The sequence below is a fragment of the Rathayibacter sp. VKM Ac-2801 genome, assembly GCF_009834245.1.
Taxonomy (GTDB): domain Bacteria; phylum Actinomycetota; class Actinomycetes; order Actinomycetales; family Microbacteriaceae; genus Rathayibacter.
On record NZ_CP047183.1, the window covers coordinates 50,688 to 72,724 of the forward strand.

A 22,037-nucleotide genomic window follows, 5' to 3' on the forward strand; every position below is an offset into this window, starting at 1 on the left:
GTGGCGCGCTGAGGCGCGTACCGCAGGTCAGGAGGCGCGGCGGGGCCCCGTCGAGGCGCGCGGCACGAACTCCGTCGGCAGGTCGTCGGCGTGCTCCGGAGGCTCCTCGTCGCCGAGCACCCGGCGGACCGCCCGCTCACCCATCCGGCCCAGCGGCGCGCTGATGGTCGACAGCGGCGGCGAGGTGAAGTCGCTGCCGAAGATGTCGTCGAAGCCGATGATGCTGAGCTGCTCCGGGATCGCGACGCCCGCCTCCTGAGCCGCGCGCATCAGGCCGATCGCCACCAGGTCGTTGTAGGCGATCACCGCGCCGACGCCGGAGGCGGTCACCCGGGCGAGCGCACTCCGCCCGCCCTCGAGGGTCGAGACGCCCGGCCCGATCTCGACGACCGTCATGCCCCGCTGCGGAGCACGGTCGAGGAGGAGGTCCCAGCGCGCGGCGCTCATCCACGAGTCGGGCGGACCGGCGATGAAGGCGAGGGAGCGGTGGCCGAGGGCCGCGAGGTGGTCGAGCGCGGCGTCGATCCCGGGAGCGAGATCGGGCACGATCCCCGCGACGCCGGGGACCACCCGGTTGAGGACGACGACCGGGATGCGCCCGGCCAGCGCGATGATCTCCTCGTCGCTGAGGCGGGTGCTGACGAGGACGAGCCCGTCGGTGGAGGCGGCGATGCGGTCGGCCGCCTCGGCCTCGCGCTCCCCGGACTCCTGCGACTCGGCGAGGATCATCGTGAAGCCGCGGAGCGACGCCGCCCGCTCCGCTCCGCGCACGGCGGGGAAGAAGGCCGGGTTGGTGATGTCGGCCACCAGGAGTCCGAGGGTCGAGCTGCGGCCCGTCGGCAGCGCGCGCGCCATCGGGTTGAGCCGGTAGCCCAGCTCCTTCGCGGCGGCGCGGATCCGCTGCTCGGTCGCGGCGTTCAGTCGACCGGGCGTGCTCAGCCCGCGGGAGACGGTGGAGGGGGCGACTCCGGCGAGGCGGGCGACGTCGTAGATCGTCGTCGCGGAGCGGCCGCGGCGTCTCGCGGCGGAGGGGCCGGTGGGCGCGTCTTCGCTGGGCACGATCGCGGTCTTCTCTCGAGGGGCACGGCGGCGGACGGGGCCGTCCGCCGCCCATGGTGCCACAGGGCTGCGAAGCCCGCCCGGGCCGCCTCCCTCGTCCGGGTCGATCGCGGATCGGCGACGCCGCGCTCCGGGAGGCCGCCGTCTCCGGTCGGCCGCCCACCGCTCCCGCCCGTCCAGCGCGGATCCGCCCCCGTCAGCTCCGCTCCGGGAACGCCCCCTCCTCGCGGATGCGCTCGTTGAGCGCCGCCAGGAACACGCCCTCGTCGAGGTCGAGCGGCTCCTCGCGTCCCGTCCAGCTCGAGTAGTGGATCGCGTTGGCGAGCCGGACCCCGAGGATCCCCTCCGCCCCGGGCGCGAGCAGCGGCGTGCCGTGCAGGATGCTGTCGGCGAAGTCCTGCAGGACGGCTGTGTGCTGCTCGCCCCAGACCGACGCCGACTCGATCCGCTCCGTCGTGGAGAGGCCCGCGGTGTCGTAGCGGCCGGTGAGCAGGAGGCCCACGTCCTCGGCGCTGAGGGCGCTGCTGATCTCGCGCTCGGGGGCGCTCAGGCGGGTGATCGTCGCGACCCGGGAGTCGTCGACGACGATCCGGCCGCGGTCGCCGACGATCTCGAGGCGGTCCGTGCCGATCGGATCGTGGGTGGTGGTGACCAGCACTCCGGTCGTCCCCCCGCCGAAGTCGGCGAGCACCGTCACCTCGTCCTCCACCGCGATGTCGCGGCACCGCCCGTAGCCGGCCTTCGCGACCACCGACTCGGGCACTCCGCACAGCCACTGCCACAGGTCGAGCTGGTGGGGCGCCTGGTTGACCAGGACGCCTCCGCCCTCGCCTCCCCAGGTCGCCCGCCACGCGCTCTGGTCGAAGTAGGCCTGAGGCCGCCACCAGGTCGTGATGATCCAGTTCGAGCGCAGGATCCGGCCGATCCCGCCCTCGTCGATGATCTCCTTGAGCCTGCGGTAGAGCGGGTTCGCCCGCTGGTTGAACATGATCGCGAAGCGCTGCCCGGGGCGGGCGGCGGCGGCCTCGTTCAGCTCCGCCACCTGCGCGGCGTAGACGCCCGCCGGCTTGTCGACCAGCACGTGCAGCCCGTGCTCGAGCGCCTCGATGCCGATCCCGGGGTGGAGGTAGTGCGGAGTGCAGACGACGACGGCGTCGACCTCTCCGCTCGCGAGGAGGGAGCGGTGGTCGGCGTGGAAGGACGCTCCGGGCGCGAGTGCGGCGGCCGTCGCCTCCCGGGCGGGGTCGACGTCGGCGACGGCGGTGACGACGAGGTCGCGCACCCTCCCGTCGGCGAGGAAGCGGGCGTAGGAGGAGCCCTGGGCGCCGAATCCGATGATGCCGAGGCGGACGGTGGTCATGGGAGGAGTCCTTCCTTCGAGGTGGAGTGGGGGATCCGGCCGGCCGCGCTCGGAGCGTAGGCGGCCTGGACGATCGCGAGCGACCTCGCCGCCTCGCGGGGCGAGATCCAGAAGGGCTCGTCCTCGCCGAGACGGGCGTAGAAGTCGTGCACGAGCAGCTCGTGCGAGGCGCCCCAGTACGAGCGCCCGCCGGCTCGGCGCTCCGCGTCCGGGACGACCTCGACCGATCCGTCGTCGCACCGCACGGTGAGGGCGCCGCGCAGCGAGACGGTGGCGCGCTCGGTGCGCAGCCGGAGCTCGACCGGCTCGTCCCACGCGTTCGCCACGGTCGCGTAGAGGACGCTGCGCGCTCCGGAGGCGTGGGTGAGCACCAGATCGGCGGTGTCCTCCACCTCGATCGGCAGCAGGCGCGTGGAGGCGGAGCCGCGCACCGCGACCACCTCGCCGACGAGCCACTGCAGGAGGTCGACGGTGTGGATCGCCTGGTTCATCAGCATCCCCCCGCCGCCCTCGGCCCGCGTCCCGCGCCAGGGGCGGTCGAGGTAGTAGCCGGGGGTGCGGTGCCAGAGCACGGTCGCGGCCGCGCCCGTCACGGCGCCCAGGGAGCCGGACGCCAGCAGCTCGCGGAGGCGCTGCACGGGCGGGTTGTAGCGGTTCTGGAAGCAGACGCCGATGCGGGCCCCGCCCCGCTCGGCCGCGGCGATCACCTGCTCGCCCTCCGCGACGGAGGAGGCGAGCGGCTTCTCGAGGAGCACCGCGACGCCGCGCTCCAGGGCCGCGACCGCCAGCGCGGCGTGCGTGCTGTGGGGGGTGCAGACGTGCACGACGTCGGGGTGGACGGAGTCGAGCATCCGGACCGCCTCGGGGAAGCCCGGCACCGCGTGCCTCTCGGCCGCCGCGGCGAGCCGTCCCGGGTCGGTGTCGCAGACCGCCACCAGCTCCGCGCCGGGCGCCGTGCCGATCGCCGCGAGGTGGGCGGAGGAGATGTCGCCGCAGCCGATCACCGCCGCGCGGACGGTCATCGCAGGTCGATCCCGAGCGAGGAGGCGAGTCGCCGGAAGGCCCGAGCGGCGACTCCGAACGACTCGGGGCCGGAGAAGCCGCCGAGGGCGTCCGTGATCGCGAGGTGCGGCTCCAGCGAGGCGACGCCCGCGTAGCCGTCGTCGCGCAGGGCGGTGAGCGTCTCGTGCAGCTGGCCGTCGCCCTCGCCGGCGGGCACCACGGCGCCGGTCGCGGCCACCGCGTCCTTCACCTGCAGGTAGTCGACGTGGGGCCGCAGCGCCGCCCAGCCGTCGTCGAAGGGCCGCACCCCGCACTGCACGAAGTTCGCGTTGTCCCAGGCGAGGCGCAGGGCGGGGGAGCCGACGGACTCGACCAGGTCGAGGATCCGCTCGGGGACGTCGCCGTAGATGTCCTTCTCGTTCTCGTGCAGCAGCACCACGCCCTCGCGCTCGGCACGGTCGGCGAGCCTCCGCATCCGCAGCAGGACGTCGTCGCGGATGCTCTCGACCGGCACTCCCTCGCCCCGGTAGAACGAGAAGACGCGGATGCTCGGCGTGCCGAGGGCGTGCGCGACCCGGATGACGCGGTCGAGGCGCGCCACCTCGAGATCGGGGTCGAGGGCGACGTCGACCTTGCCGATGGGCGAGGCGACGGCCGAGACGGACTGGCCGCCGCGCTCGAGCACGGCGGCGAGGCGGGCGAGGCGCTCGTCGTCGAGGTCGACGACGTTCCGGCCCCAGGCGCTGCGCACCTCGATGCTGTGCGCGCCGAGCGCTCGGAGGACGGCGACCTGGACGACCGGGTCGGGGTCGATCTCGTCGCCGAAGCCGGAGAGGGTCCAGGGTGCGGGGGTCGCGGGTGCGGTGGTCGCGGGTGCGGTGGTCACAGAGCGTGCCTCGTTCTCGTCGTCGGGAACCGGCGGGCAGGAGCGCCGCCATGACACGACCATACGCGTATTGGCAACCGGTTGACAAGATCGGAGGCGCGCCTCTACCGTCGGTGGCGTTCCGGGCCGCGGCGACGTCGGCCCCCACCGCGACCGGGAGGACTGCCGTGACCAGGATCGGCGTGCAGGCGATGATGCTGAAGGACGCGTTCGCCTCGGCGGGCGCCTTCGCGACGCTCCGGGAGGTCAGCGCGATCGGCTACCGCTCGGTGGAGATCTCGCAGATCCCGCTGACGGCGGCCACGCTGGCCGAGCTGCAGCGGGCGCGGGACGAGCTCGGCGTGGAAATCGCGGCGATCTCCGCGGGCCTGGCTCCGGGTGACTCCCCGGGCGCCGCGCTCGAGGGCGGGCTCGCCGGGATCGTCGCGGATGCCCGCGCGCTCGGCACGCGCACGGTCCGGATCGGCATGCTGCCCGCCTCCGCGGCGGCCTCGCCGGCCGCTCTGCTCGACTTCTCCGACCGCTGCCAGGCCGCCGCGGCGAGGCTCCGCGACGAAGGGCTGCGGCTGCTGCTCCACAACCACCACGTCGAGTTCGCGCGGCACGGCGGCCGCCTCCTGCTCGACGTCGTCGCCGAGCGGGCTCCGCTGGTGGGGCTCGAGCTCGACGTGCACTGGGTGCAGCGGGGCGGCCTCGATCCCGTGACGACGCTGCGCCGGTACGGGGAGCGCGTCGCCCTGGTGCACCTGAAGGACTACCGGGTCGGGCCGCCCGCCGACGTGTCCGGCGGCTGGTCCGTGCAGGACTTCACCTCCAACGTGCAGTTCGCCGAGGTGGGGGAGGGCAACCTCGACTTCCCCGGGATCATCGGGACGAGCCTCGAGCTCGGCGTCGAGCACCTCCTCGTCGAGCAGGACGAGCGCTACGGGCGGAGCGCGCTCGACTGCCTGCGGACCTCGCACGCGAACCTCGTCGCGATGGGCTTCGCCGACCTGTTCTGAGGCGCGGTCGAGGCTCCTCCCCAGGGATCGGAGCGGCCCGTTCTCCACTGATCAGGGGGCCCGGGTCCCCGTCGCGCCGCGCGCCGCGGCACGCTCGACCCGTCGACGGAGGAGATGGTGGCGATGGTCGTTCCGGACAGCGTGCTCGGCGTGATGGCGCTCGTCGCTCTGGTGCTGCCCGGGGTGCTCTACGCCTCGGTGCGGGTCTGGGCGGCGGGGTTCCGCTGAGCGACCACACGGTCTCCGCGCGTCTGTTCGAGGCGGTCCTGGTGAGCATCGCGCTCGACGCGGCGTACCTCGTCGTGGCGGGCGAGGAGCTGATCCGCCTGGCGGCCGATCCCCGTGCGGCGGTCCTGCGGGAGCCGAGGGCCGCGGGCTGGTGGATCCTCGTGCTCGGAGTGCTGGTGCCGGCGGCGCTCGGCTCGGCGCTGCACGTGCGGCTGCGGTGGTGGCGGCCGCCGTGGCGGGTGCTCCGGAGGCGGGGGCTCGGCTGGGTGCGCGTCCCGGCGGGGCGGACGACGGCCTACGAGAGCGTGCCGACCGCGTGGGACAAGGTGGCGGCGGGTCGAGTGGACAGCTGGGTGTGCGCTGAGCTGCCGGACGGGCGCCGGGTCGGGGGCTGGTTCTCGTCCGACAGTTTCGTGTCGACCTCGACGCGATCTCGCGACATGTACATCGAGGAGCAGTTCTCCGTCCGCGAGGATGGGACTCTGGGGGAGCGGATCGAGGACACGGCCGGAGTCTGGGTCTCGCTGCCGGACCACTCCCTCGTGGAGTGGCGCACCGCCCCCGAGGCGGGAACCGACAGGAGGAGCGCGACATGACCGAGAAGATCGTCTGGAAGTTCGGATCGGTCGCCAGGGGCCGCCGACCCGTCTGGGGGCGTTCGGCTCCGGCCGTCCCCCCGACCTCGCCCTCAGGGGTCTACTACCCGCCCTCGCACCCGAACGCTCCGCGCGAGAAGAAGTAGCGGGATCCAGCAGGTACCGCCTCCGCTCGGCGCAGCGGAGGACAATGGAGGGACCCCCAGCGAAGGAGACCACCGTGGATCAGCCGCGCATGAACGTCGAGTCGTTCAACCTCGACCACCGCACCGTCGCCGCGCCGTACGTGCGCCTCGCCGACGCGAAGACGCTTCCCGGAGGCGACCACCTCGTCAAGTACGACGTGCGCTTCACGCAGCCCAACCGCGGGCACCTCGAGATGCCCACCGTGCACTCGCTCGAGCACCTCTTCGCCGAGAAGTCGCGCAACCACTCCGACCGCGTGATCGACTTCTCGCCGATGGGCTGCCAGACCGGCTTCTACCTGCTCCTCTCGGGCGAGCCCGAGCTCTCCGAGGTGCTCGGCCTGGTCGAGGCGACCCTCCAGGACATCACCGAGGCCGACGAGGTCCCGGCCGCCAACGAGACCCAGTGCGGCTGGGGCGCCAACCACTCCCTCGAGGGGGCGCAGGAGGCGGCGCGCACGTTCCTCGCGCACCGCTCGGAGTGGGAGACGGTCACCGCGTGAGCACGGCGATCGTCCTGGTCGCGATGGACGAGGAGGCAGCGCCGTTCCTCGCCGCGGCGACCAGCGCCTCCGAGCCGCGCGCCGTCGGCAACGCCCTGCAGTGGGAGCTCGAGCTCGACTCCCGCGCGGTGCTGCTCGTCCGCACCGGCATCGGTCTCGTCAACGCGTCCGGCGGTCTCACCGCGGCGATCCTGCGGGAAGCCGGCGAGCGGCCGCTCGTGGTGAGCGCGGGGACCGCCGGCGGCCTGGGCGCCGACGTCCGCGTGGGCGAGGTCGTGATGGGCACCGAGCACGTGCAGACCGACGCCGATGCGCGGGCGTTCGGCTACGCGCTCGGGCAGGTCCCGGGGATGCCCGCCCGCTACTCCGGGGACGACGCGGCGCTCGCCGCGGAGCTCGACCTGCCCGAGGGGCCGCCGGTGCGCCGCGGCCTGATCGTCTCGAGCGACGTCTTCGTCTCCAGCGCCCATGTGGACCGCGTGAGGAGCGACTTCCCCGGCGCGCTCGCCACCGACATGGAGTCAGTCGCACTCGCGCAGACGGCGCACGTGCACGGGCTGCCGTTCGTCTCGGTCCGCGGGATCTCGGACCTCTGCGCCCCCGGCGAGTTCGAGGCGCACGTCGACGACGCGGCCGACCGCTCCGTCGCCGTGGTGCGGGCTCTGCTGCGCGGGCTCGGCGACCGGGACTGACGGACGGGCGGCCCTCCGCGACAGCGCGGGAGGGCCGCCCCGCGGGGTCAGTCGTTGCCGACGTGCTGGTCGCCGGCCTCCTGGGCCTTGTCGACCTGGCCGGCGAACTTCCCGCCGGTCGCGGAGTCGGCGGCGTCGCCCGCCTTGTCGAGTCCCTTGTCGGTCAGCTCCTCGCCCTTGTCGCTGCTCGCGGCGTTCTTCGCCTTGTCCGCGAGTCCTCCGAGATCCACCATGGGGTCGTTCCTTCCGTCGATGAGCGCCCGTCGGGCGACGGGCCGTTGCCAGTCTCCGCCGCTCGCGGAGGGTCCGCGCGGGGGTTGCGGCTCGCAGCCGCCCCGAGGACGATGCACCGGCACCCGGCCCGCCCCGTCAGCCCGCTGCGCCGAGCCCCGTCACCGCACCGGCGATCGCCGTCGTCTCCTCGCCGTCCGGCCAGCGCAGCCGCACACCCGGCTCCGTGACGACGCTGCCCACCGCGGCCGTCGCGGTCCAGGGCGTGGACATCCGCGACTCCCCCCGCCGGTCGGCGGTGATCATCGCGAAGCCGGGGAAGCAGCCGAGCCAGTCGGCCGTGCCGGCCGCCTCGGGGACGGGGACCGCCGCGAGGTCGATCACCGCTCCTCCTCCGCTGGCCTCGGCGAGCATGCCGACCGTCCCCACCAGCCCGGCCATGCTCACGTCCTTCGCCGCCCTCGGCCGCGCGAGTCCGACGGAGGCCGCCATCGCCCGGAGCTCCTCCGCGCGCCGGGACGACGTCGAGTCCCACTGGGCGCCCGCGAAGCCGGGCCGCCAGCCGCCGCCGAGGTCGGCCGTCAGCGAGAGCTCGTCGCCCGGAGCGGCAGCGCCCGGCACCGGCGCCGCGGCACGGCCGAGACCGGTCACGCTCAGCGCCGCCGGCACTCCGAGCTGCGTGTGCCCGCCGAGCACGGGGACGCCCCAGGCGGCGGATGCGGCCCGCAGACCGCTCACGATGCGCGCGGCGGCGGCGGCGTCGCGAGCGCCGATCGCGTCCATCAGCCCAATGCAGGTCGCGCCCATCGCGGTGAGGTCGTTGACGTTGACCAGCACGGAGCACCAGCCCGCCCATTCCGGGTGGCGCTCCACCATGGACGGGACGATCGCGTCGCAGACGGCGACCAGGTCGCTGCCCGGGACCGGTGCTCCGTCGTCGCCGACGAAGCCCGCCCCACCGAGGCCCCCCTCGGCCGCCAGCGGAGCCAGCAGGGCGCCGAGGGCCGCCTTGGCCGCGGTCGCCGCCCGGTCGAGCCGGTCGATCGGCCAGCGCATCCGGGCGTGCTCGACTCCGGCGACGGTGCTCGTGCCGATCCTCCGCCAGCCGAGCCGCCGGAACAGCACCTCGTTGCGCAGTTGCACCGAGGCCTCGAAGCGGAGCACCCCGCGCGCCTCCGCCTCGGCGCAGGCCGCGCGCACGAGGGCGGCGCCGATCCCGGAGCCGCCCCGCGCCTCGCGCGCCACCACCAGGCGGCTGCCGGTCCACCAGCCCAGATCGCGTCCGCCGCCCACAGGCGCGAGCCGGACCCCGCCGAGCACCGCGCCGTCCGGCGCCACCGCGACGAGCACCACCGAGCGCGGATCGTCGTCGGCGTCGTCGTGGTCGTCGCCCGCGAACAGCCCCTGCTCGGAGACGAAGACCTCGCGCCGCAGGGCCCGGTGGGCGGCGAGCTCGCGCTCCTCCGCCCGCACCACCGTGAACGCGGGCGCGACCCGCACGCCCTCGAGGATCGAGAGCTCCACCATCAGGCGCCGGCCGTCTTCAGGACGCCGCACGCCCCGCACGCCGCGCAGCCCGCGCTCTGGCCGCTGCTCAGCATCCCGGCCTCGATCAGGAGCGCGGCGACCTCGGCGCTGACCCGCTCCAGCAGCGACCCGGCCGGCGGGAGCACGTGGTCGACCTCGGTCGCCAGGGTCCCGCGCAGCGGACGGAAGGGCACCACGAAGGGGTAGACCCCCATCCCGATCAGCTCGCGAGCGCTCGCGACCAGCTCGTCCGGGTCCTCGCCGAGGCCCACCAGGAGGTAGGTCGAGACCTGGTTGCGGCCGAAGATCCGCACCGCCTCGCGCCACGCCCAGCGGTACTCGTCCAGGCTGACCCGCGCCTTGCCCGGGGTCCAGCGCTGCCGAACCGCGTCGTCCATCGACTCCACGTGGATGCCGATCGAGACGGCGCCCGCGTCCTTCAGCGCCTGCAGCGCCGAGACGTCGGAGGGCGGCTCGCACTGCACCTGGATCGGCAGCCCGGGGACCGCCGCGAGCACCGCGCGGACGCAGCGCGCGAGGTGGGCCGCTCCGCGGTCGCGGCCCTTGGAGGTGCCGGTGGTCATCACCATCTGGCGCACGCCGTCGAGGCGGACCGCCGCCTCCGCGACCTCGGCGAGCTGTGCCGGGGTCTTGACCGCGATGGTCGCACCGGCGTCGAGCGAGGCCTCGATCGCGCAGAAGCGGCAGCGCTCCGCCTCGTCGTAGCGCATGCAGGTCTGGACGACGGTGGTCGCGAGGATGTCGCGGCCGTGCAGCCGGGCGATCTTCTCGTAGGAGACGCCGTCGGCGGTGTCGAGATCGTAGAAGCGCGGGCGGCGGACGGGAGTCACGTCCAGGCCGATGTCGGCGCCCTCGAGCAGGAGGCGGTTCCCGCTCACCACGTAGGGGCTGTCGGGATTCACCGGGATCGCGGCGCCCAGGCCGCCGAGCATCACGTGCCCGTCGTCGCTCGGGCCGGCGCCGGCCTCGCGGTGCACCGGTGCCTCGACGCGGATGCCCTGCAGGGCGATGTCGACGCGGGTGCGGAGGGCGGACGGGCCGGTGCGGCGGATCCCGGTCGAGTGCGCCCCGCCCGCGGAGTGCGCCCCGCCGGCCGAGTGCGGGCCGCCGGCCGGGTGCGCCCCGCCGGTCGCCGGCGGCGAGGACGCGGGGGAGGGACTGCGGAGATCGGTCACGAGGACTCCTTCGTGGCACCGCGGAGCGGGCCGGACGGGCCGCGCACAGCGGCGGCCGGGATGTCGGTGCGGTCGTCTCGCCCCCCAGTCAAGGCGCATCGTGTTTCGCCCTCGTGACGGGAGGAACGCGGTCTCGTTACGGATCCGCCGTCACGGGAGCTTCTTCCGGTGGAAACCACTCCGAAACATCCCGGCCGTTGACTGGACGCGTTCCACTCCGCACCACTGCTCCACCCCGGCGGACGTCTTCCCGCGTCGTCTCAGCGCATCCCGCCGGAGCCATGCACTCGCACGCCGCTTCGGCGGACCGACACCAGGAGGAACCATGTCCGTCTCCCAGGAGATCGAAGACCAGGTCAGCGCCAACATCGAGAAGTCGCGCTCCGAGATCGCCCACCCGGCGCTCCCGAAGGGCAGCAACCTCTACGGCTCCACCAAGGTCTTCCCCGACTACCAGGCCGAGCCCGGGGAGTCGTACCTGACCCTCGTGCACGGCATCGCCCACGAGTCCTCGGTCAGCTTCGTCGCGGTGCTCCAGGCCACCCGCGCGGCGCGCAAGGGCTTCGAGTCCGCGCTCTACTTCTACGGGCCCGGCACCATCAACGCGATGGCCACCCGCGGCTTCCCGACGGTCGGCGACTCCGGATTCCCCGGCGAGCAGAACCTCAACAACGCGATCGAGACCTTCGTCCAGGAGGGCAACCGCGTCTTCGTCTGCCGGTTCGGCATGGCGCTGCACGGCCTCCGCGAGGAGGACCTGATCGAGGGCTGCATCCCCTGCCACCCGCTCGACGTGCAGGACGCGCTCATCCACTACGCCCGCAAGGGCGCGATCATCAACTCCACCTACAACCTGTAGGCGATCGCGATGACCCTCGTCGGATCGGTCGCGGCGAACTTCACCCGCGACCTGGAGCAGAACTACGCGCTCATCGCCTCCCTGACCGAGGAGGCCCGCGAGAGGGGGGTGCGCTTCCTCGTGCTCCCCGAGGCCGCGATCGGCGGCTACCTCTCCTCGCTCGGCAACCACGGCGACACGGTCGCCACCACCCGCCGCTCCCTCCCGCCGGCGGTGCGCCTGGACGGGCCGGAGCTGCGGCGGGTGCAGGAGATCGTCGGCGACCTGATGGTGGCGATCGGCTTCTGCGAGCTCGACGACGACGGCGAGACCCGCTACAACGCGGCCGCGCTGCTGGACGGCGGGCAGGTGTACGGCAGCTACCGGAAGGTGCACCAGCCGCTGGGCGAGCACCTCTCGTACTCGCCGGGCCCGGGCTACGGCACCTTCGAGACGCCGGTCGGCCGGGTGGGACTGCAGATCTGCTATGACAAGGCGTTCCCCGAGGCGGCGCGGTCGATGGCGCTTGACGGGGCCGAGATCATCGCCTCGCTCTCGGCGTGGCCGGCCGCTCGGACGGCGACGGCCGAGAACCTGCAGGAGGACCGCTGGACCTACCGGTTCAACCAGTTCGACATCGCCCGCGCCCTCGACAACCAGGTGTTCTGGCTCGCCTCGAACCAGTCGGGGACCTTCGGCTCGCTCCGCTACGTCGGGAACGCGAAGGTCGTCGATCCCGGCGGCAACGTGCTCGCGACGACGCTGCTCGGAGCAGGCATGGCCGTCGCCGACATCGACGTGCGCGGCACGTTCGAGGCGATGCGCGGCGGGATGTTCCACCTGCGAGACCGTCGGCCCGACGCCTACGACATCGACCGCGTCTGGAACGGAGGACTCGTCCATGCCTGAGATGACCTTCCACGTCCGCTGGCCGGACGGCTCGGAGGAGCGCTGCTACTCGCCGAGCCTGGTCGTGCACGAGTTCCTCGGGACCGGGACGGCCTACTCGCTCGAGGACTTCGTCGCCCGTTCGAGCGAGGCGCTGCGCATCGCGTCGGACCGGGTGCGGGAGCGGTTCGGGTTCGCCTGCACCTCCGCGATGCAGCAGGAGTCCGACATCCTCCGCACGGCGCAGCGCTTCGAGGGCGGCACGGTCAGGGTGCTCGCGATGGAGCCGCCCGCCCCGGCCGGGCAGCGGGTGCGGCCGTGAGCGCCGAGATCGAGCCCGGGCGCCACGTCGAGGTCGCGGTGGTCGGAGGCGGGCAGGCCGGGCTCTCGATCAGCCGGCACCTGGTCGACGACGGCATCGAGCACGTCGTGCTCGAGCGCGCGAGCATCGGCCACGACTGGGTCGACCGCCGCTGGGACGCCTTCACCCTCGTCACGCCGAACTGGCAGTGCCGCCTCCCCGGGTACCCCTACGACGGGCCGGACCCGGACGGATTCATGACGCGCGACGAGGTGCACGCGTGGGTGCGCCGCTACGCGCAGAGCTTCGACGCCCCGGTGGTCGAGGGCGTGGAGGTGAGCCGGCTGCGCGAGCGCGCCGGGGGAGGGTTCGAGCTGGTCACGAGCGCGGGCTCGATCACGGCCGACCAGGTCGTCGTGGCGACCGGCGGCTACCACCGCCCGGTCCTCCCCGCCGTCGCCGCGCGGCTGCCGGCGGACGTGCTGCAGCTCCACTCCGCGGACTACCGCTCGCCGGAGGCGCTCCCGCCCGGCGGCGTGCTCGTCGTCGGCTCCGGGCAGTCGGGCGCGCAGATCGCCGAGGACCTCTTCCTCGCCGGGCGCGACGTCCACCTCGCCCTCGGCAGCGCACCGCGGGTGGCGCGCTTCTACCGGGGCCGCGACTGCGTCGCCTGGCTCCAGGACATGGGCGTGTACGACGTGCCCGTCCACGCGCAGGTCGGCGGGTTCACCAAGCGGGAGTCGACCAACCACTACGTGACGGGGCGCGGGGGCGGGCGGGACATCGACCTGCGCGCCTTCGCCCGCGACGGGATGCACCTCTACGGCCGGCTGGCCGAGGTGGAGGGGTCGCGGCTGCGGTTCGCCCCCACGGCGGAGGCCTCGCTCGACTACGCGGACTCGGTCGCGGAGTCGATCAAGGACGACATCGACCGCTACATCGCGGCGCACGGCATCGACGCTCCCGAGGAGGCCCGCTGCCGTCCGGTCTGGCGGCCGGAGTCCGAGGCGACAGAGCTCGACCTCGCGGGCATCGGCAGCGTCGTCTGGGCGGTCGGGTTCCGCTCCGACTACCGCTGGGTCGAGATCGGCGTGTTCGACGGCTCCGGCCATCCCACCCACCGGCGCGGAGTGACGAGCGTGCCGGGCCTGTCGTTCCTCGGGCTGCCGTGGCTGCACACCTGGGGGTCCGGCCGCTTCGAGGCGATCGCCCGCGATGCGGGGCACCTGGCGGAGGAGGTCCGGCGCGTGCGCGAGGCGGGGCGCTTCACGCGCGAGCACGAGCCGGATCTCGCCGGATAGCCTCCTCGCATGACGGAGACGGTGATGGGTGCGGTCGCAGCGCACTTCGGTCGCGACATCGACCGCACCCTCGCCAAGCTCGCCGGCATCATCGCCCAGGCGCGCGAGCGCTCGGTCGACCTGCTGGTGCTCCCGGACGCGACCCTCGGCGGCTACCTGCTCGACCTCCAGCACCCCGGGCCGGACCTGCCGCCGAGCCTCGAGCTCGACGGGCCGGAGGTCGCCCGCGTGGCCGAGCTGGCAGGCGATCTCACCGTGTGCTTCGGGATCGCGGAGCGCGCGCTCGAGGGCGGGCGCGAGCTCCGCTACGACACCGCGGTCTGCGTGCACGGCGGGCGCGTGATCGGCACCCACCGCAAGGTCCACCTGCCGCTGGGCGAGTCCGAGGCGTACCTGCCGGGCAGCGGCTTCGCCGCCTTCGACTCGCCGATCGGGAGGATGGGGATGCTGATCGACTTCGACAAGACCTTCCCGGAGTCCTCGCGTTCGCTGGCCCTCGACGGCGCGGAGGTGCTGGCCTGCCTCAGCGCGTGGCCCGCGAGCGTGACCGACCGCTCCGATCGGATCCGCAACGACCGCCAGGCCCACCTGTTCGATCTCTACGACTGCGCCCGCGCCGCCGAGAACCAGGTCTACCTCGTCTCCTCGAACCAGACCGGCGTGCTCGGCGGCCTGCGGTTCCTCGGGCAGGCGAAGGTCGTGGATCCGGCGGGAGAGATCATCGCGAAGACCTGGGCGAAGGGCGGGCTCGCGCTGGCTTCCGCCGACGTCGCCGGCTCCGTCGCCCGCGCCCGCCGCACGATGCACCACCTCCGCGACCGCGCGGAGCACGCCTACCGGAGCTGAGATGCGGATCTGCCTGCTGACCTACTCCACCCGGCCGCGCGGCGGAGTGGTGCACACTCTCGCCCTCGCCGAGGCGCTCGCGCGCGCCGGACACGACGTCACGGTCCGCACGCTCGCCCGAGGCGGCGACGACTCCTTCTTCCGCCCCGTCGATCCGTCCGTGACCGTGCGCGTGGTGCCCTTTCCGCACCGCGAGGGCGAGCCGGTCGGCGCCCGCATCGTCCGGTCCATCGCCGCGATGGCCGAGGCCCTGCGGGGCGAGGACGCCCCTGTCGTCCACGCGCAGGACTGCATCTCGGCCAACGCGGCGCTCGCCGCCGGACTCGCGTCTATCCGCACGATCCACCACCTGGACGACTTCACCACCCCGGAGCTGCGCGCCTGCCACGACCGCGCCGTCCGGCTCCCCCGGGCCCGGCTGTGCGTGTCCGCCGCGGTCGCCGAGGAGGTGCGCGCCGGCTGGGGGCTGCTGCCCGAGGTGATCCCGAACGGTGTCGACGCGGCCCGGTTCGCGGCCGCCGTCGACGATCCGCTCACCGGGGCATGGCGCGTCGAGCTCGGCCCGTACCTCCTCGCCCTCGGCGGCATCGAGCCGCGGAAGGGCAGCATCGAGCTGCTCGAGGCGTGGGCTCTGCTGCGCGAGCGCGGCCACGACGTCGCGCTGGTGCTCGGAGGCGGCGAGACCCTGTTCGACTACCGCGAGTACCGGACCGCCTTCGACCGGAGGGCGGTCGAGCTCGGGGTCGCTCCGGTGATCCTCGGCACCGTTCCGGAGGAGAGGCTCGCTCCGCTCGTCGCCGGCGCCTCCGCGCTGGGCTTCGTCTCGGTGAAGGAGGGGTTCGGGCTGGCGGCGATGGAGGCGCTCGCCGCGGGGGTGCCGGTCGTGGCGCGGGAGCTGCCGGTGATCCGCGAGGTGTTCGGGGACGCGGTCCGCTACGGGCGGGACCCCGCCTCCTTCGCCGACGCGCTGGAGGAGGCCCTGACGCTGCCCTCGCCGGACGGTCGGACCCTGGCCGCCTCGCACTCCTGGGACGACGTCGCGGCCGCGCATCTGCGGTTCTACGAGCGGGTGCTCGACGGATCGGTCCAGGACTCAGGAGGAACTCCTCCGGACGGGCCGGGATCCGCGAGAACAGGCGCCACCGGATGACTCCGTCCTGCACCGTGCACACGATCGGGCGCCGCCGGTGACCCGGAAGTCGATCTCGCGCATCCTCACCGGTCTCGCCGACGCCGATCCCGACCGGATCGTCGCCGTGGCCGACGAGGGCGCGCTGACGGCGGGGGAGCTCGACCGCGAGAGCACCCGCCTCGCCCGCGCCTACCGCGATCTCGGCGTCCGGACCGACGACCTCGTCACCGTCTCGCTCCCGAACTCGCTGGACGCGCTCGTCGTCTGCGCGGCGGTCTGGAAGGCGGGCGCCGTGCCGCAGCCGGTCTCGACCGGGCTGTCGGCGGCGGAGCGCGCCGAGGTGCAGCGGATCGCGCGGCCGGCGCTCGTCATCGGCGCGCCCTCCTCCTCCGCCGTCCCGTGGCGCGCGGGCGGCTGGCGGCCCGGGCCGGAGGTGCCGGCCGGCCCGCTCGAGGACCGGTGGGCCTCGTCCTGGAAGGCGCCCACCTCCTCCGGCAGCACGGGGCGGCCGAAGGTGGTGCTCGCCGCGGGCCCGGCGCTGCTGGATCCGGACGCGCCGGTCGCGCCGTTCCTGCCGCGCGAGGGCGTGCAGCTGGTGAGCGGCCCTCTGATGCACTCGGCGACCTTCACCTACGCCTTCCGCGGGCTGATGACCGGGCAGCGCCTGGTGCTGCTGCCGCGGTTCGACGCCGCCCGGGTCCTCGCGGCGATCGAGGAGCACCGCGTCACCTGGACCCTGCTCGTCCCGACCACGATCCGTCGCCTGCTGGCCGCGCCTGAGCGGTCGAGGGCGGATGTGTCCTCGCTCGCGACGGTGCTGCACCTCGGAGCGCCCTGCGCGCCCGCCGACAAGCGGGCGCTGATCGGCTGGCTCGGCCCGGAGCGGGTGGTCGAGGTCTACGCGGGCAGCGAGTCGAACGGGCTGACGATGATCACGGGCCGGGAGTGGCTGGAGCACCCGGGCAGTGTCGGGCGGCCGATCGGCGGGACGACCCTGCGCATCCTGCGGGAGGACGGCACGGAGGCTCCGACCGGCGAGCTCGGCCGCATCTGGCTGCACCGCGGCGAGACTCCCGCCTACCGCTACCTCGGCGCCGGCTCGCGGCGGACGGAGGAGGGCTGGGACACCCTCGGCGACGTCGGCCGCGTCGACGGGGACGGGTGGCTCTGGGTGGTCGACCGCGCCGACGACCTGATCCTCCGGGGCGGAGTGAGCCTCTGGCCGGCGGAGGTCGAGCGGGTGCTGGAGGCGCTGCCCGGAGTCCGCGGGGCGGTCGCCTTCGGCGTGCCGGACGCGGAGCTGGGGCAGGCGGTGGAGGCGGTCGTCGACGTGGGCGAGGCGGGCGTGGACCCGGCCGGCCTGCTCGCTCGGGCGAACGCCGAGCTGGGCGCCGAGCGGCGCCTCCGGGCCCTGCGGATCGTGCACGAGCCCGTCCGGAGCGATGCGGGCAAGGTCCGTCGCTCCGCGCTCGCCCCCGCGGCGCAGACGCTCGGGATCCGCCGTTCCGCCGGCGCTCCGGAGGCGTCAGAGTAGGCCGTGCGCCCCCGCGCACCGACCCCAGGGAGCCCCGATGAAGTACATGCTGATCATGCGCGCGACCGATGCGGCGAAGGAGGCCTACGCCGCCGTCCCGTTCGACGAGATCATCACCCGGATGGGGCAGTACAACGAGGCGATGATCGAGGCGGGCGTGCTGCTGTCGGGCGACGGCCTGGCCGACGACGTGGCCTCCTCCGGCTTCGTGGTCGACTTCTCCTCCCAGCCGCCGACCGTCGTCGACGGCGCCTACGGCCCGACGGAGTCGCTCTTCAACGGCTTCTGGATCATCGGGGTCGACTCGAAGGAGCAGGCCCGCGAGTGGGCGCTGCGCTGCCCGCTGGTGCCCGGCAACCGCCTCGAGGTGCGCCGGATCACCGACGAGAGCGACTTCGCGGAGTTCGCCGACAACGAGTACGTGCAGAAGGAGGCCGGCTGGCGCGAGGACGAGGCGGCGCGGGCCGCGGGCGACTGACGCCGCGGGCGGGCGTCACGCCTCGGTGACGACGCCCGCCTCGACGTGCCAGTGGCGCGTCAGCTGCACCGTCTCGAGCATCCGCCGGTCGTGGGTGACCAGCAGCAGCGTGCCCTCGTACGCCTCGAGCGCCTCCTCCAGCTGCTCGATGGCGACGAGGTCGAGGTGGTTCGTCGGCTCGTCGAGCACCAGCAGGTTCGTGCCGCGGGCCTGCAGGAGCGCCAGGGCGGCCCGCGTCCGCTCGCCCGGCGAGAGCTCGCCGACGCGGCGGCCGACGTGGTCGGCCTTCAGCCCGAACTTCGCCAGGAGCGTGCGGACCTCGGCGGTCGGCCACTCGGGGACCAGCGCCTCGAACGCGTCCGCGAGCGGCACCGCGGCGGCGAGCATCCCGCGGGCCTGGTCGATCTCGCCGATCGCCACGCTCGCTCCGAGGGAGGCGCCGCCCTCCTCCGGCTCGGCGCGGCCGAGGAGGAGCGACAGCAGCGTCGACTTGCCGGCGCCGTTGGGCCCGGTGATGCCGATCCGGTCGCCCGCGTCGACCTGGAGCGACACCGGACCGAGCGTGAACGCGCCCCGGCGGGCGACCGCGCCGTTCAGCGTCGAGACGACCGAGCTCGAGCGCGGGGCGCTCCCGATCGTGAAGGCGAGCTGCCACTCCTTGCGCGGCTCCTCGACCTCCTCGAGCCGCGCGATGCGGCTCTCCATCTGGCGCACCTTCTGCGCCTGCTTCTCGCTCGACTCCACCGAGGCCTTGCGGCGGATCTTGTCGTTGTCGGGGGCCTTCTTCATCGCGTTGCGCACGCCCTGGCTCGACCACTCCCGCTGGGTGCGGGCGCGGGAGACCAGGTCGGCCTTCTGCTCGGCGAAGTCCTCGTACTTCTCGCGGCGCTGGCGGCGCGCGGTCTCGCGCTCCTCCAGGAAGGCGTCGTAGCCGCCTCCGTAGACCCGGTTGGTGCCCTGCGCGAGGTCGAGCTCGAGCACGCGGGTGACGCTGCGGGCGAGGAACTCGCGGTCGTGGCTGACGAGCACCGCGCCGCCGCGGAGCCCGCGGACGAAGGCCTCCAGGCGCTCCAGGCCGTCGAGGTCGAGGTCGTTGGTCGGCTCGTCGAGCAGCACCACGTCGAAGCGCGAGAGCAGCAGCGCCGCGAGGCCCACCCGGGCCGCCTGCCCGCCGGAGAGGGAGGTCATCGTCGAGGAGGCGGCCGCGGCGCCGAGCGACAGGCCCAGGTCGGCCAGGACGACCGGGGTGCGCTCGTCGAGGTCGGCCGCGCCGCTCGCGAGCCAGCGGTCGAGCGCGAGGGCGTAGCGGTCGGCGATCGAGCCGTCGGGATCGGGGTCGGCCAGCGCGGAGGCGGCGGCGTCGAGCTCGGCGGACGCCTCGGCGCAGCCGGTGCGGCGCGCGATGTAGCCGGCGACGGTCTCGCCCTCGCGGCGCTCGTGCTCCTGCGGCAGCCAGCCGACGAAGGCGTCGCCCGGCGAGAGCACGACGGAGCCCTCGAGCGGAGCCGTCTCGCCGGCGAGGATGCGCAGCAGCGTCGACTTGCCGGCTCCGTTCGCCCCCACGACGCCCACCACGTCCCCCGGGGCGACCGTCAGGTCGAGTCCGTCGAACAGGGTGCGGTGCGCATAGCCTCCGGAGAGGCCCTTGGCGACGAGGGTGGCGGTCACCGGTCCAGCGTAGGCGCGGGCGACTCGCTAGACGGTCTGGTGAGCAGCCGGTCTAGGATGTGCGGATGAGCGACACGAGCCTGCGGAGCGGCGCCGGGTACTGGTACCCCGACGAGTCGTCCACCCGCCGCGCTGTCGAGGTGCTGAGCGCCATGCGCACGTACCGCGTCTCCGAGGTCTCGATGCGCCGCCGCACCCGCGAGCGGATGGCGATGGGCGAGACGGACCTGATCGCCATCCAGTACCTGCTCCGCCAGCAGCGCAAGGGCGAGCTGGTGACCGGCAAGGATCTGGCGACGCATCTCTCGATCTCGTCCGCGTCGACCACGGTCCTCATCGACCGCCTGGTCCGCAGCGGCCACCTCGTGCGCAAGCCCAACCCGACCGACCGGCGCGGGATCGTCGTGGAGGCGACCGTCGACAGCGACGACGAGGTCCGCGCCACGCTCCAGGAGATGCACCGCCGGATGCTCGCGATCGCGGAGGATCTGGACGCTCCGGAGGCCGAGGTCGTCGTCAACTTCCTCCGCCGGATGAGCGCGGCCGTCGACGAGATCGACGCGGAGCACGGCGACGGGCACGATACGGACGACGCGGGCGGCGCGGAACCCTCCGCAGCGAAATAGCTAGACGGACTAGTAATAAGCCGAGGGACCTATAGTCTGGCGACATGGGTCAATTCCTCTACGGCACTCCTCCCGCCGTCATCGAGATCGAGGACCGGACCCTGGCCCACCTCCAGATCGTGATCTACGCGAAGTTCCGCCGCGACGAGCGCTTCAGCCTCACCCTCGACTCCATGCCCGAGGGGGCGCGCGGCCGCCACTCCTTCTGGATGAACCCGAACATCGCCCTGCAGTTCCACTTCGCGGGGAGCCGTCAGCCGACGATCAACCCGACCTGGGTCGAGCTCCTGATGGATGCGGCGAACAGCGGCGGCGGGCTGCGCCTGCTCTCCGAGCCCCCGTCCTGACCCGGTCCCGCTGACGCCGGCCCGACCCGCTCGGACGCGGAGCTTCCTCCGCGACGGTTCCACCGCGATCCGCACGACCGGCGTCCCGCGATGGTGCACCTGCTGCGGCCGCCCGTCTCCTAGGGTGGAGCGCGCGCCGCGGGGCGCGCGGAGGGCGGGGGACATGCGCAGGACGGTCATCGGAGCGACGGCACTGGCCGGGGTGCTCGCGCTCGCGGGGTGCTCGGCTCCCGCTCCGGCTCCCACGGTCACGGTCACCGTGTTCGCCACGGCGACGCCGACGCCGGTGCCGGACCCGACCGTCACGGCGGCGCTCCCGCAGTCGACGGCCACGGTCTTCGCGCCGGTCCCCGAGGCGACGGTCACCTTCACGCCCAACGCGACGCCGGACATCCCCGAGACGGCCTTCGCCGTCGACAACGGCGCGGTCCCCGGGGCGAACGGCGAGCCGACCCGCAACGGCGAGGGCGACATCGTGAGCTACACCGTGGTGCAGGGCGACACCTTCTTCGACATCGCGCAGCGCTTCGGGATCCCGGTGCAGCAGCTGCTCCGGATGAACCCGACGATCGCCGGAGCCGGCGAGGCGGTCTACATCAACGCCGTCGTCAACCTGGATGCGAGCACCCTGGGCTGATCGGAGCGGCGAGCCGCAGAGGCGGCCGCCCGGTCGGTCGCGACCCGGCTACTGCGACTTCGGCAGGACGTGGAACGCGACCGCGAGCGATCCCGAGATCATCAGGATGCCGCCGACGAAGAGGAATCCTGCGATGTCGGGCAGCAGGAACGAGTTGCCGAGAACGAGGATCCCGCCGAGGAACAGCACGAACGAGAGGACGACGCCCAGACCAGTCATTCCCTCATCGTACGCAGGTCACGGGAGCAGGAGGTCCGCGAGCTCCTCGGCACCGGACACCAGCGCGATCGTCCCGACCGCCTCGAGCGGCGATCCGTAGCCCCACTCGACCATGATCGTCGGCACGCCGTGGGCGGCGGCGCCCTGCACGTCGTGCTCGCGGTCGCCGACCATCACCGGCGCCGAGAGGTCGACGCCGAGCCCGCGGAGCCGGCGCAGCGCCTCCTCGACGACGTCGGCCTTGGCGCTGCGGACCTCGTCCTCGGAGGCGCCGCAGATCACCGTGAAGTACTGCGCCAGTCCGTAGTGCTCGAGGATGCGCGTGGCCGCCGACTCCGGCTTGGAGGTCGCGAGCGAGAGCGGCACGCCGGCCTCGGCGATGCGCGACAGCACCTCGGGCAGCCCGGGGTAGACCGAGGAGTCGAACAGCCCGCCCGCGTTGTAGCGGCGGCGGTAGACCACGAGCGCGGCTTGCGCCTCCTCGACGGTCATCCCGCCGAGCTCGCGGAACGCCTCGAGCAGCGGAGGGCCGACGTAGGCCAGCAGCTCCGCCGGAGCGGGCACGGGGCGGCCCAGCTCGACGAACGTCTCGACGAGGGTGCCGGTGATGCCCGGGGCGGAGTCGGTGATCGTGCCGTCGAGGTCGAACAGGATGCAGGACCAGGTCCCGGCGCGCGCGTCGAGGCCGGTGGCGGCGAGGGTCGTGTCGGACATGGCGGGCTCCTGACCTCGGAGGACGGGGTGACGCCGGCGCTG

At 73.9% G+C, this 22,037-nt stretch carries 26 protein-coding genes; 16 read left to right on the top strand and 10 right to left on the bottom strand.

Annotated elements, in window-relative coordinates:
• Positions 1 to 27: 27 nt before the first annotated feature.
• The 4 genes from GSU45_RS00225 to GSU45_RS00240 form a co-directional block, all read right to left on the bottom strand.
• Entirely contained in the window at positions 28 to 1,059 is a 1,032-nt protein-coding gene (locus tag GSU45_RS00225; protein WP_159911697.1) for a LacI family DNA-binding transcriptional regulator, read from the bottom strand.
• Positions 1,060 to 1,255: 196 nt separating this feature from the next.
• Positions 1,256 to 2,419: a Gfo/Idh/MocA family oxidoreductase gene (locus GSU45_RS00230; protein ID WP_159911699.1), complete on the bottom strand. Its 1,164-nt coding sequence runs from the start codon at positions 2,417 to 2,419 to the stop codon at positions 1,256 to 1,258.
• Complete coding sequence (locus tag GSU45_RS00235; RefSeq protein WP_159911701.1) at positions 2,416 to 3,441, bottom strand: Gfo/Idh/MocA family oxidoreductase; 1,026 nt, start codon at positions 3,439 to 3,441, stop codon at positions 2,416 to 2,418. Before GSU45_RS00235 ends, GSU45_RS00230 begins: the two co-directional genes overlap by 4 nt.
• Positions 3,438 to 4,307, bottom strand: a complete 870-nt coding sequence (locus tag GSU45_RS00240) for a sugar phosphate isomerase/epimerase family protein (RefSeq protein ID WP_244248157.1) — start codon at positions 4,305 to 4,307, stop codon at positions 3,438 to 3,440. Before GSU45_RS00240 ends, GSU45_RS00235 begins: the two co-directional genes overlap by 4 nt.
• A gap of 167 nt (positions 4,308 to 4,474) precedes the next feature.
• On the opposite strand from GSU45_RS00240, the gene GSU45_RS00245 reads away from it, so the two are divergent.
• From GSU45_RS00245 to mtnN, 5 genes are all read left to right on the top strand, one after another.
• Positions 4,475 to 5,308 carry a sugar phosphate isomerase/epimerase gene (locus tag GSU45_RS00245; protein ID WP_244248158.1) on the top strand — a complete coding sequence of 278 codons (834 nt, stop codon included), beginning with the start codon at positions 4,475 to 4,477 and terminating at the stop codon, positions 5,306 to 5,308.
• A 269-nt stretch (positions 5,309 to 5,577) separates the two neighbouring features.
• A complete protein-coding gene (locus GSU45_RS00250; RefSeq protein ID WP_159911705.1) occupies positions 5,578 to 6,132 on the top strand; it encodes a DUF6338 family protein in 555 nt (184 codons plus the stop codon).
• Complete coding sequence (locus tag GSU45_RS00255) at positions 6,129 to 6,278, top strand: hypothetical protein (protein ID WP_159911707.1); 150 nt, start codon at positions 6,129 to 6,131, stop codon at positions 6,276 to 6,278. The genes GSU45_RS00250 and GSU45_RS00255 overlap by 4 nt, the downstream gene beginning before the upstream one ends.
• Before the next feature lie 44 nt (positions 6,279 to 6,322).
• Positions 6,323 to 6,820 carry an S-ribosylhomocysteine lyase gene (locus GSU45_RS00260; protein ID WP_308470742.1) on the top strand — a complete coding sequence of 166 codons (498 nt, stop codon included), beginning with the start codon at positions 6,323 to 6,325 and terminating at the stop codon, positions 6,818 to 6,820.
• Entirely contained in the window at positions 6,817 to 7,512 is a 696-nt protein-coding gene (gene mtnN, locus GSU45_RS00265; protein WP_244248159.1) for a 5'-methylthioadenosine/S-adenosylhomocysteine nucleosidase, read from the top strand. The genes GSU45_RS00260 and mtnN overlap by 4 nt, the downstream gene beginning before the upstream one ends.
• A gap of 47 nt (positions 7,513 to 7,559) precedes the next feature.
• Here mtnN and GSU45_RS00270 read toward each other — a convergent pair whose 3' ends face one another.
• The 3 genes from GSU45_RS00270 to GSU45_RS00280 form a co-directional block, all read right to left on the bottom strand.
• Positions 7,560 to 7,745, bottom strand: coding sequence for an antitoxin (locus tag GSU45_RS00270; RefSeq protein ID WP_104282784.1), 186 nt, complete (start codon positions 7,743 to 7,745; stop codon positions 7,560 to 7,562).
• A 136-nt stretch (positions 7,746 to 7,881) separates the two neighbouring features.
• Positions 7,882 to 9,270: an MSMEG_0567/sll0787 family protein gene (locus GSU45_RS00275; protein ID WP_159911709.1), complete on the bottom strand. Its 1,389-nt coding sequence runs from the start codon at positions 9,268 to 9,270 to the stop codon at positions 7,882 to 7,884.
• Positions 9,270 to 10,466, bottom strand: a complete 1,197-nt coding sequence (locus tag GSU45_RS00280) for an MSMEG_0568 family radical SAM protein (protein ID WP_104237999.1) — start codon at positions 10,464 to 10,466, stop codon at positions 9,270 to 9,272. Before GSU45_RS00280 ends, GSU45_RS00275 begins: the two co-directional genes overlap by 1 nt.
• Before the next feature lie 325 nt (positions 10,467 to 10,791).
• On the opposite strand from GSU45_RS00280, the gene GSU45_RS00285 reads away from it, so the two are divergent.
• The 8 genes from GSU45_RS00285 to GSU45_RS00320 are packed head-to-tail and all read left to right on the top strand — an operon-like array spanning position 10,792 to position 17,784.
• Complete coding sequence (locus tag GSU45_RS00285; RefSeq protein ID WP_159911713.1) at positions 10,792 to 11,325, top strand: MSMEG_0572/Sll0783 family nitrogen starvation response protein; 534 nt, start codon at positions 10,792 to 10,794, stop codon at positions 11,323 to 11,325.
• Between the two features lie 9 nt (positions 11,326 to 11,334).
• Positions 11,335 to 12,213: a carbon-nitrogen hydrolase family protein gene (locus tag GSU45_RS00290; RefSeq protein WP_159911715.1), complete on the top strand. Its 879-nt coding sequence runs from the start codon at positions 11,335 to 11,337 to the stop codon at positions 12,211 to 12,213.
• A complete protein-coding gene (locus GSU45_RS00295) occupies positions 12,206 to 12,514 on the top strand; it encodes an MSMEG_0570 family nitrogen starvation response protein (protein WP_104222634.1) in 309 nt (102 codons plus the stop codon). Before GSU45_RS00290 ends, GSU45_RS00295 begins: the two co-directional genes overlap by 8 nt.
• Positions 12,511 to 13,794, top strand: a complete 1,284-nt coding sequence (locus GSU45_RS00300) for an MSMEG_0569 family flavin-dependent oxidoreductase (protein WP_208543465.1) — start codon at positions 12,511 to 12,513, stop codon at positions 13,792 to 13,794. Before GSU45_RS00295 ends, GSU45_RS00300 begins: the two co-directional genes overlap by 4 nt.
• Positions 13,795 to 13,803: 9 nt before the next feature.
• Complete coding sequence (locus GSU45_RS00305) at positions 13,804 to 14,640, top strand: carbon-nitrogen hydrolase family protein (RefSeq protein WP_159911717.1); 837 nt, start codon at positions 13,804 to 13,806, stop codon at positions 14,638 to 14,640.
• 1 nt (position 14,641) lies between these two features.
• On the top strand, positions 14,642 to 15,790 hold the full coding sequence (locus GSU45_RS00310; protein WP_159911719.1) for an MSMEG_0565 family glycosyltransferase: 1,149 nt from the start codon (positions 14,642 to 14,644) through the stop codon (positions 15,788 to 15,790).
• A gap of 37 nt (positions 15,791 to 15,827) precedes the next feature.
• Positions 15,828 to 17,306, top strand: a complete 1,479-nt coding sequence (locus tag GSU45_RS00315; RefSeq protein WP_159911721.1) for an AMP-binding protein — start codon at positions 15,828 to 15,830, stop codon at positions 17,304 to 17,306.
• Positions 17,307 to 17,343: 37 nt separating this feature from the next.
• Positions 17,344 to 17,784 (top strand): YciI family protein, encoded by a 441-nt coding sequence (locus GSU45_RS00320; protein WP_159911723.1) that lies wholly within the window; start codon positions 17,344 to 17,346, stop codon positions 17,782 to 17,784.
• Positions 17,785 to 17,799: 15 nt separating this feature from the next.
• On the opposite strand, the gene GSU45_RS00325 is transcribed toward GSU45_RS00320, so the two are convergent.
• Complete coding sequence (locus GSU45_RS00325; RefSeq protein ID WP_159911725.1) at positions 17,800 to 19,452, bottom strand: ABC-F family ATP-binding cassette domain-containing protein; 1,653 nt, start codon at positions 19,450 to 19,452, stop codon at positions 17,800 to 17,802.
• Between the two features lie 65 nt (positions 19,453 to 19,517).
• Between GSU45_RS00325 and GSU45_RS00330 the strand changes: the two genes are divergently transcribed.
• The 3 genes from GSU45_RS00330 to GSU45_RS00340 all read left to right on the top strand — a co-directional run bounded on the left by GSU45_RS00330 (position 19,518) and on the right by GSU45_RS00340 (position 21,062).
• Positions 19,518 to 20,078: a MarR family transcriptional regulator gene (locus GSU45_RS00330; RefSeq protein WP_159911727.1), complete on the top strand. Its 561-nt coding sequence runs from the start codon at positions 19,518 to 19,520 to the stop codon at positions 20,076 to 20,078.
• Positions 20,079 to 20,122: 44 nt separating this feature from the next.
• On the top strand, positions 20,123 to 20,425 hold the full coding sequence (locus GSU45_RS00335; RefSeq protein WP_159911729.1) for an ATP-dependent DNA ligase: 303 nt from the start codon (positions 20,123 to 20,125) through the stop codon (positions 20,423 to 20,425).
• A 163-nt stretch (positions 20,426 to 20,588) separates the two neighbouring features.
• The gene (locus GSU45_RS00340; protein WP_159911731.1) at positions 20,589 to 21,062 is read left to right on the top strand and encodes a LysM domain-containing protein; all 474 of its coding nucleotides are present in this window, start codon (positions 20,589 to 20,591) and stop codon (positions 21,060 to 21,062) included.
• A gap of 48 nt (positions 21,063 to 21,110) precedes the next feature.
• Here GSU45_RS00340 and GSU45_RS00345 read toward each other — a convergent pair whose 3' ends face one another.
• Positions 21,111 to 21,281, bottom strand: coding sequence for a hypothetical protein (locus GSU45_RS00345; protein ID WP_159911733.1), 171 nt, complete (start codon positions 21,279 to 21,281; stop codon positions 21,111 to 21,113).
• Between the two features lie 18 nt (positions 21,282 to 21,299).
• Positions 21,300 to 21,995, bottom strand: coding sequence for an HAD hydrolase-like protein (locus tag GSU45_RS00350; RefSeq protein ID WP_159911735.1), 696 nt, complete (start codon positions 21,993 to 21,995; stop codon positions 21,300 to 21,302).
• Between the last annotated feature and the right edge of the window lie 42 nt (positions 21,996 to 22,037).

What these genes read in the sequence shown, in the direction of transcription:
- GSU45_RS00230 (WP_159911699.1), bottom strand. Translation starts at nt 2,419, where the DNA reads ATGACCACCGTCCGCCTCGGCATCATCGGATTCGGCGCCCAGGGCTCC.
- GSU45_RS00235 (WP_159911701.1), bottom strand. Translation starts at nt 3,441, where the DNA reads ATGACCGTCCGCGCGGCGGTGATCGGCTGCGGCGACATCTCCTCCGCC.
- GSU45_RS00255 (WP_159911707.1), top strand. Translation starts at nt 6,129, where the DNA reads ATGACCGAGAAGATCGTCTGGAAGTTCGGATCGGTCGCCAGGGGCCGC.
- GSU45_RS00260 (WP_308470742.1), top strand. Translation starts at nt 6,323, where the DNA reads ATGGAGGGACCCCCAGCGAAGGAGACCACCGTGGATCAGCCGCGCATG.
- GSU45_RS00270 (WP_104282784.1), bottom strand. Translation starts at nt 7,745, where the DNA reads ATGGTGGATCTCGGAGGACTCGCGGACAAGGCGAAGAACGCCGCGAGC.
- GSU45_RS00275 (WP_159911709.1), bottom strand. Translation starts at nt 9,270, where the DNA reads ATGGTGGAGCTCTCGATCCTCGAGGGCGTGCGGGTCGCGCCCGCGTTC.
- GSU45_RS00285 (WP_159911713.1), top strand. Translation starts at nt 10,792, where the DNA reads ATGTCCGTCTCCCAGGAGATCGAAGACCAGGTCAGCGCCAACATCGAG.
- GSU45_RS00290 (WP_159911715.1), top strand. Translation starts at nt 11,335, where the DNA reads ATGACCCTCGTCGGATCGGTCGCGGCGAACTTCACCCGCGACCTGGAG.
- GSU45_RS00295 (WP_104222634.1), top strand. Translation starts at nt 12,206, where the DNA reads ATGCCTGAGATGACCTTCCACGTCCGCTGGCCGGACGGCTCGGAGGAG.
- GSU45_RS00305 (WP_159911717.1), top strand. Translation starts at nt 13,804, where the DNA reads ATGACGGAGACGGTGATGGGTGCGGTCGCAGCGCACTTCGGTCGCGAC.
- GSU45_RS00310 (WP_159911719.1), top strand. Translation starts at nt 14,642, where the DNA reads ATGCGGATCTGCCTGCTGACCTACTCCACCCGGCCGCGCGGCGGAGTG.
- GSU45_RS00320 (WP_159911723.1), top strand. Translation starts at nt 17,344, where the DNA reads ATGAAGTACATGCTGATCATGCGCGCGACCGATGCGGCGAAGGAGGCC.
- GSU45_RS00330 (WP_159911727.1), top strand. Translation starts at nt 19,518, where the DNA reads ATGAGCGACACGAGCCTGCGGAGCGGCGCCGGGTACTGGTACCCCGAC.
- GSU45_RS00335 (WP_159911729.1), top strand. Translation starts at nt 20,123, where the DNA reads ATGGGTCAATTCCTCTACGGCACTCCTCCCGCCGTCATCGAGATCGAG.
- GSU45_RS00340 (WP_159911731.1), top strand. Translation starts at nt 20,589, where the DNA reads ATGCGCAGGACGGTCATCGGAGCGACGGCACTGGCCGGGGTGCTCGCG.
- GSU45_RS00345 (WP_159911733.1), bottom strand. Translation starts at nt 21,281, where the DNA reads ATGACTGGTCTGGGCGTCGTCCTCTCGTTCGTGCTGTTCCTCGGCGGG.
- GSU45_RS00350 (WP_159911735.1), bottom strand. Translation starts at nt 21,995, where the DNA reads ATGTCCGACACGACCCTCGCCGCCACCGGCCTCGACGCGCGCGCCGGG.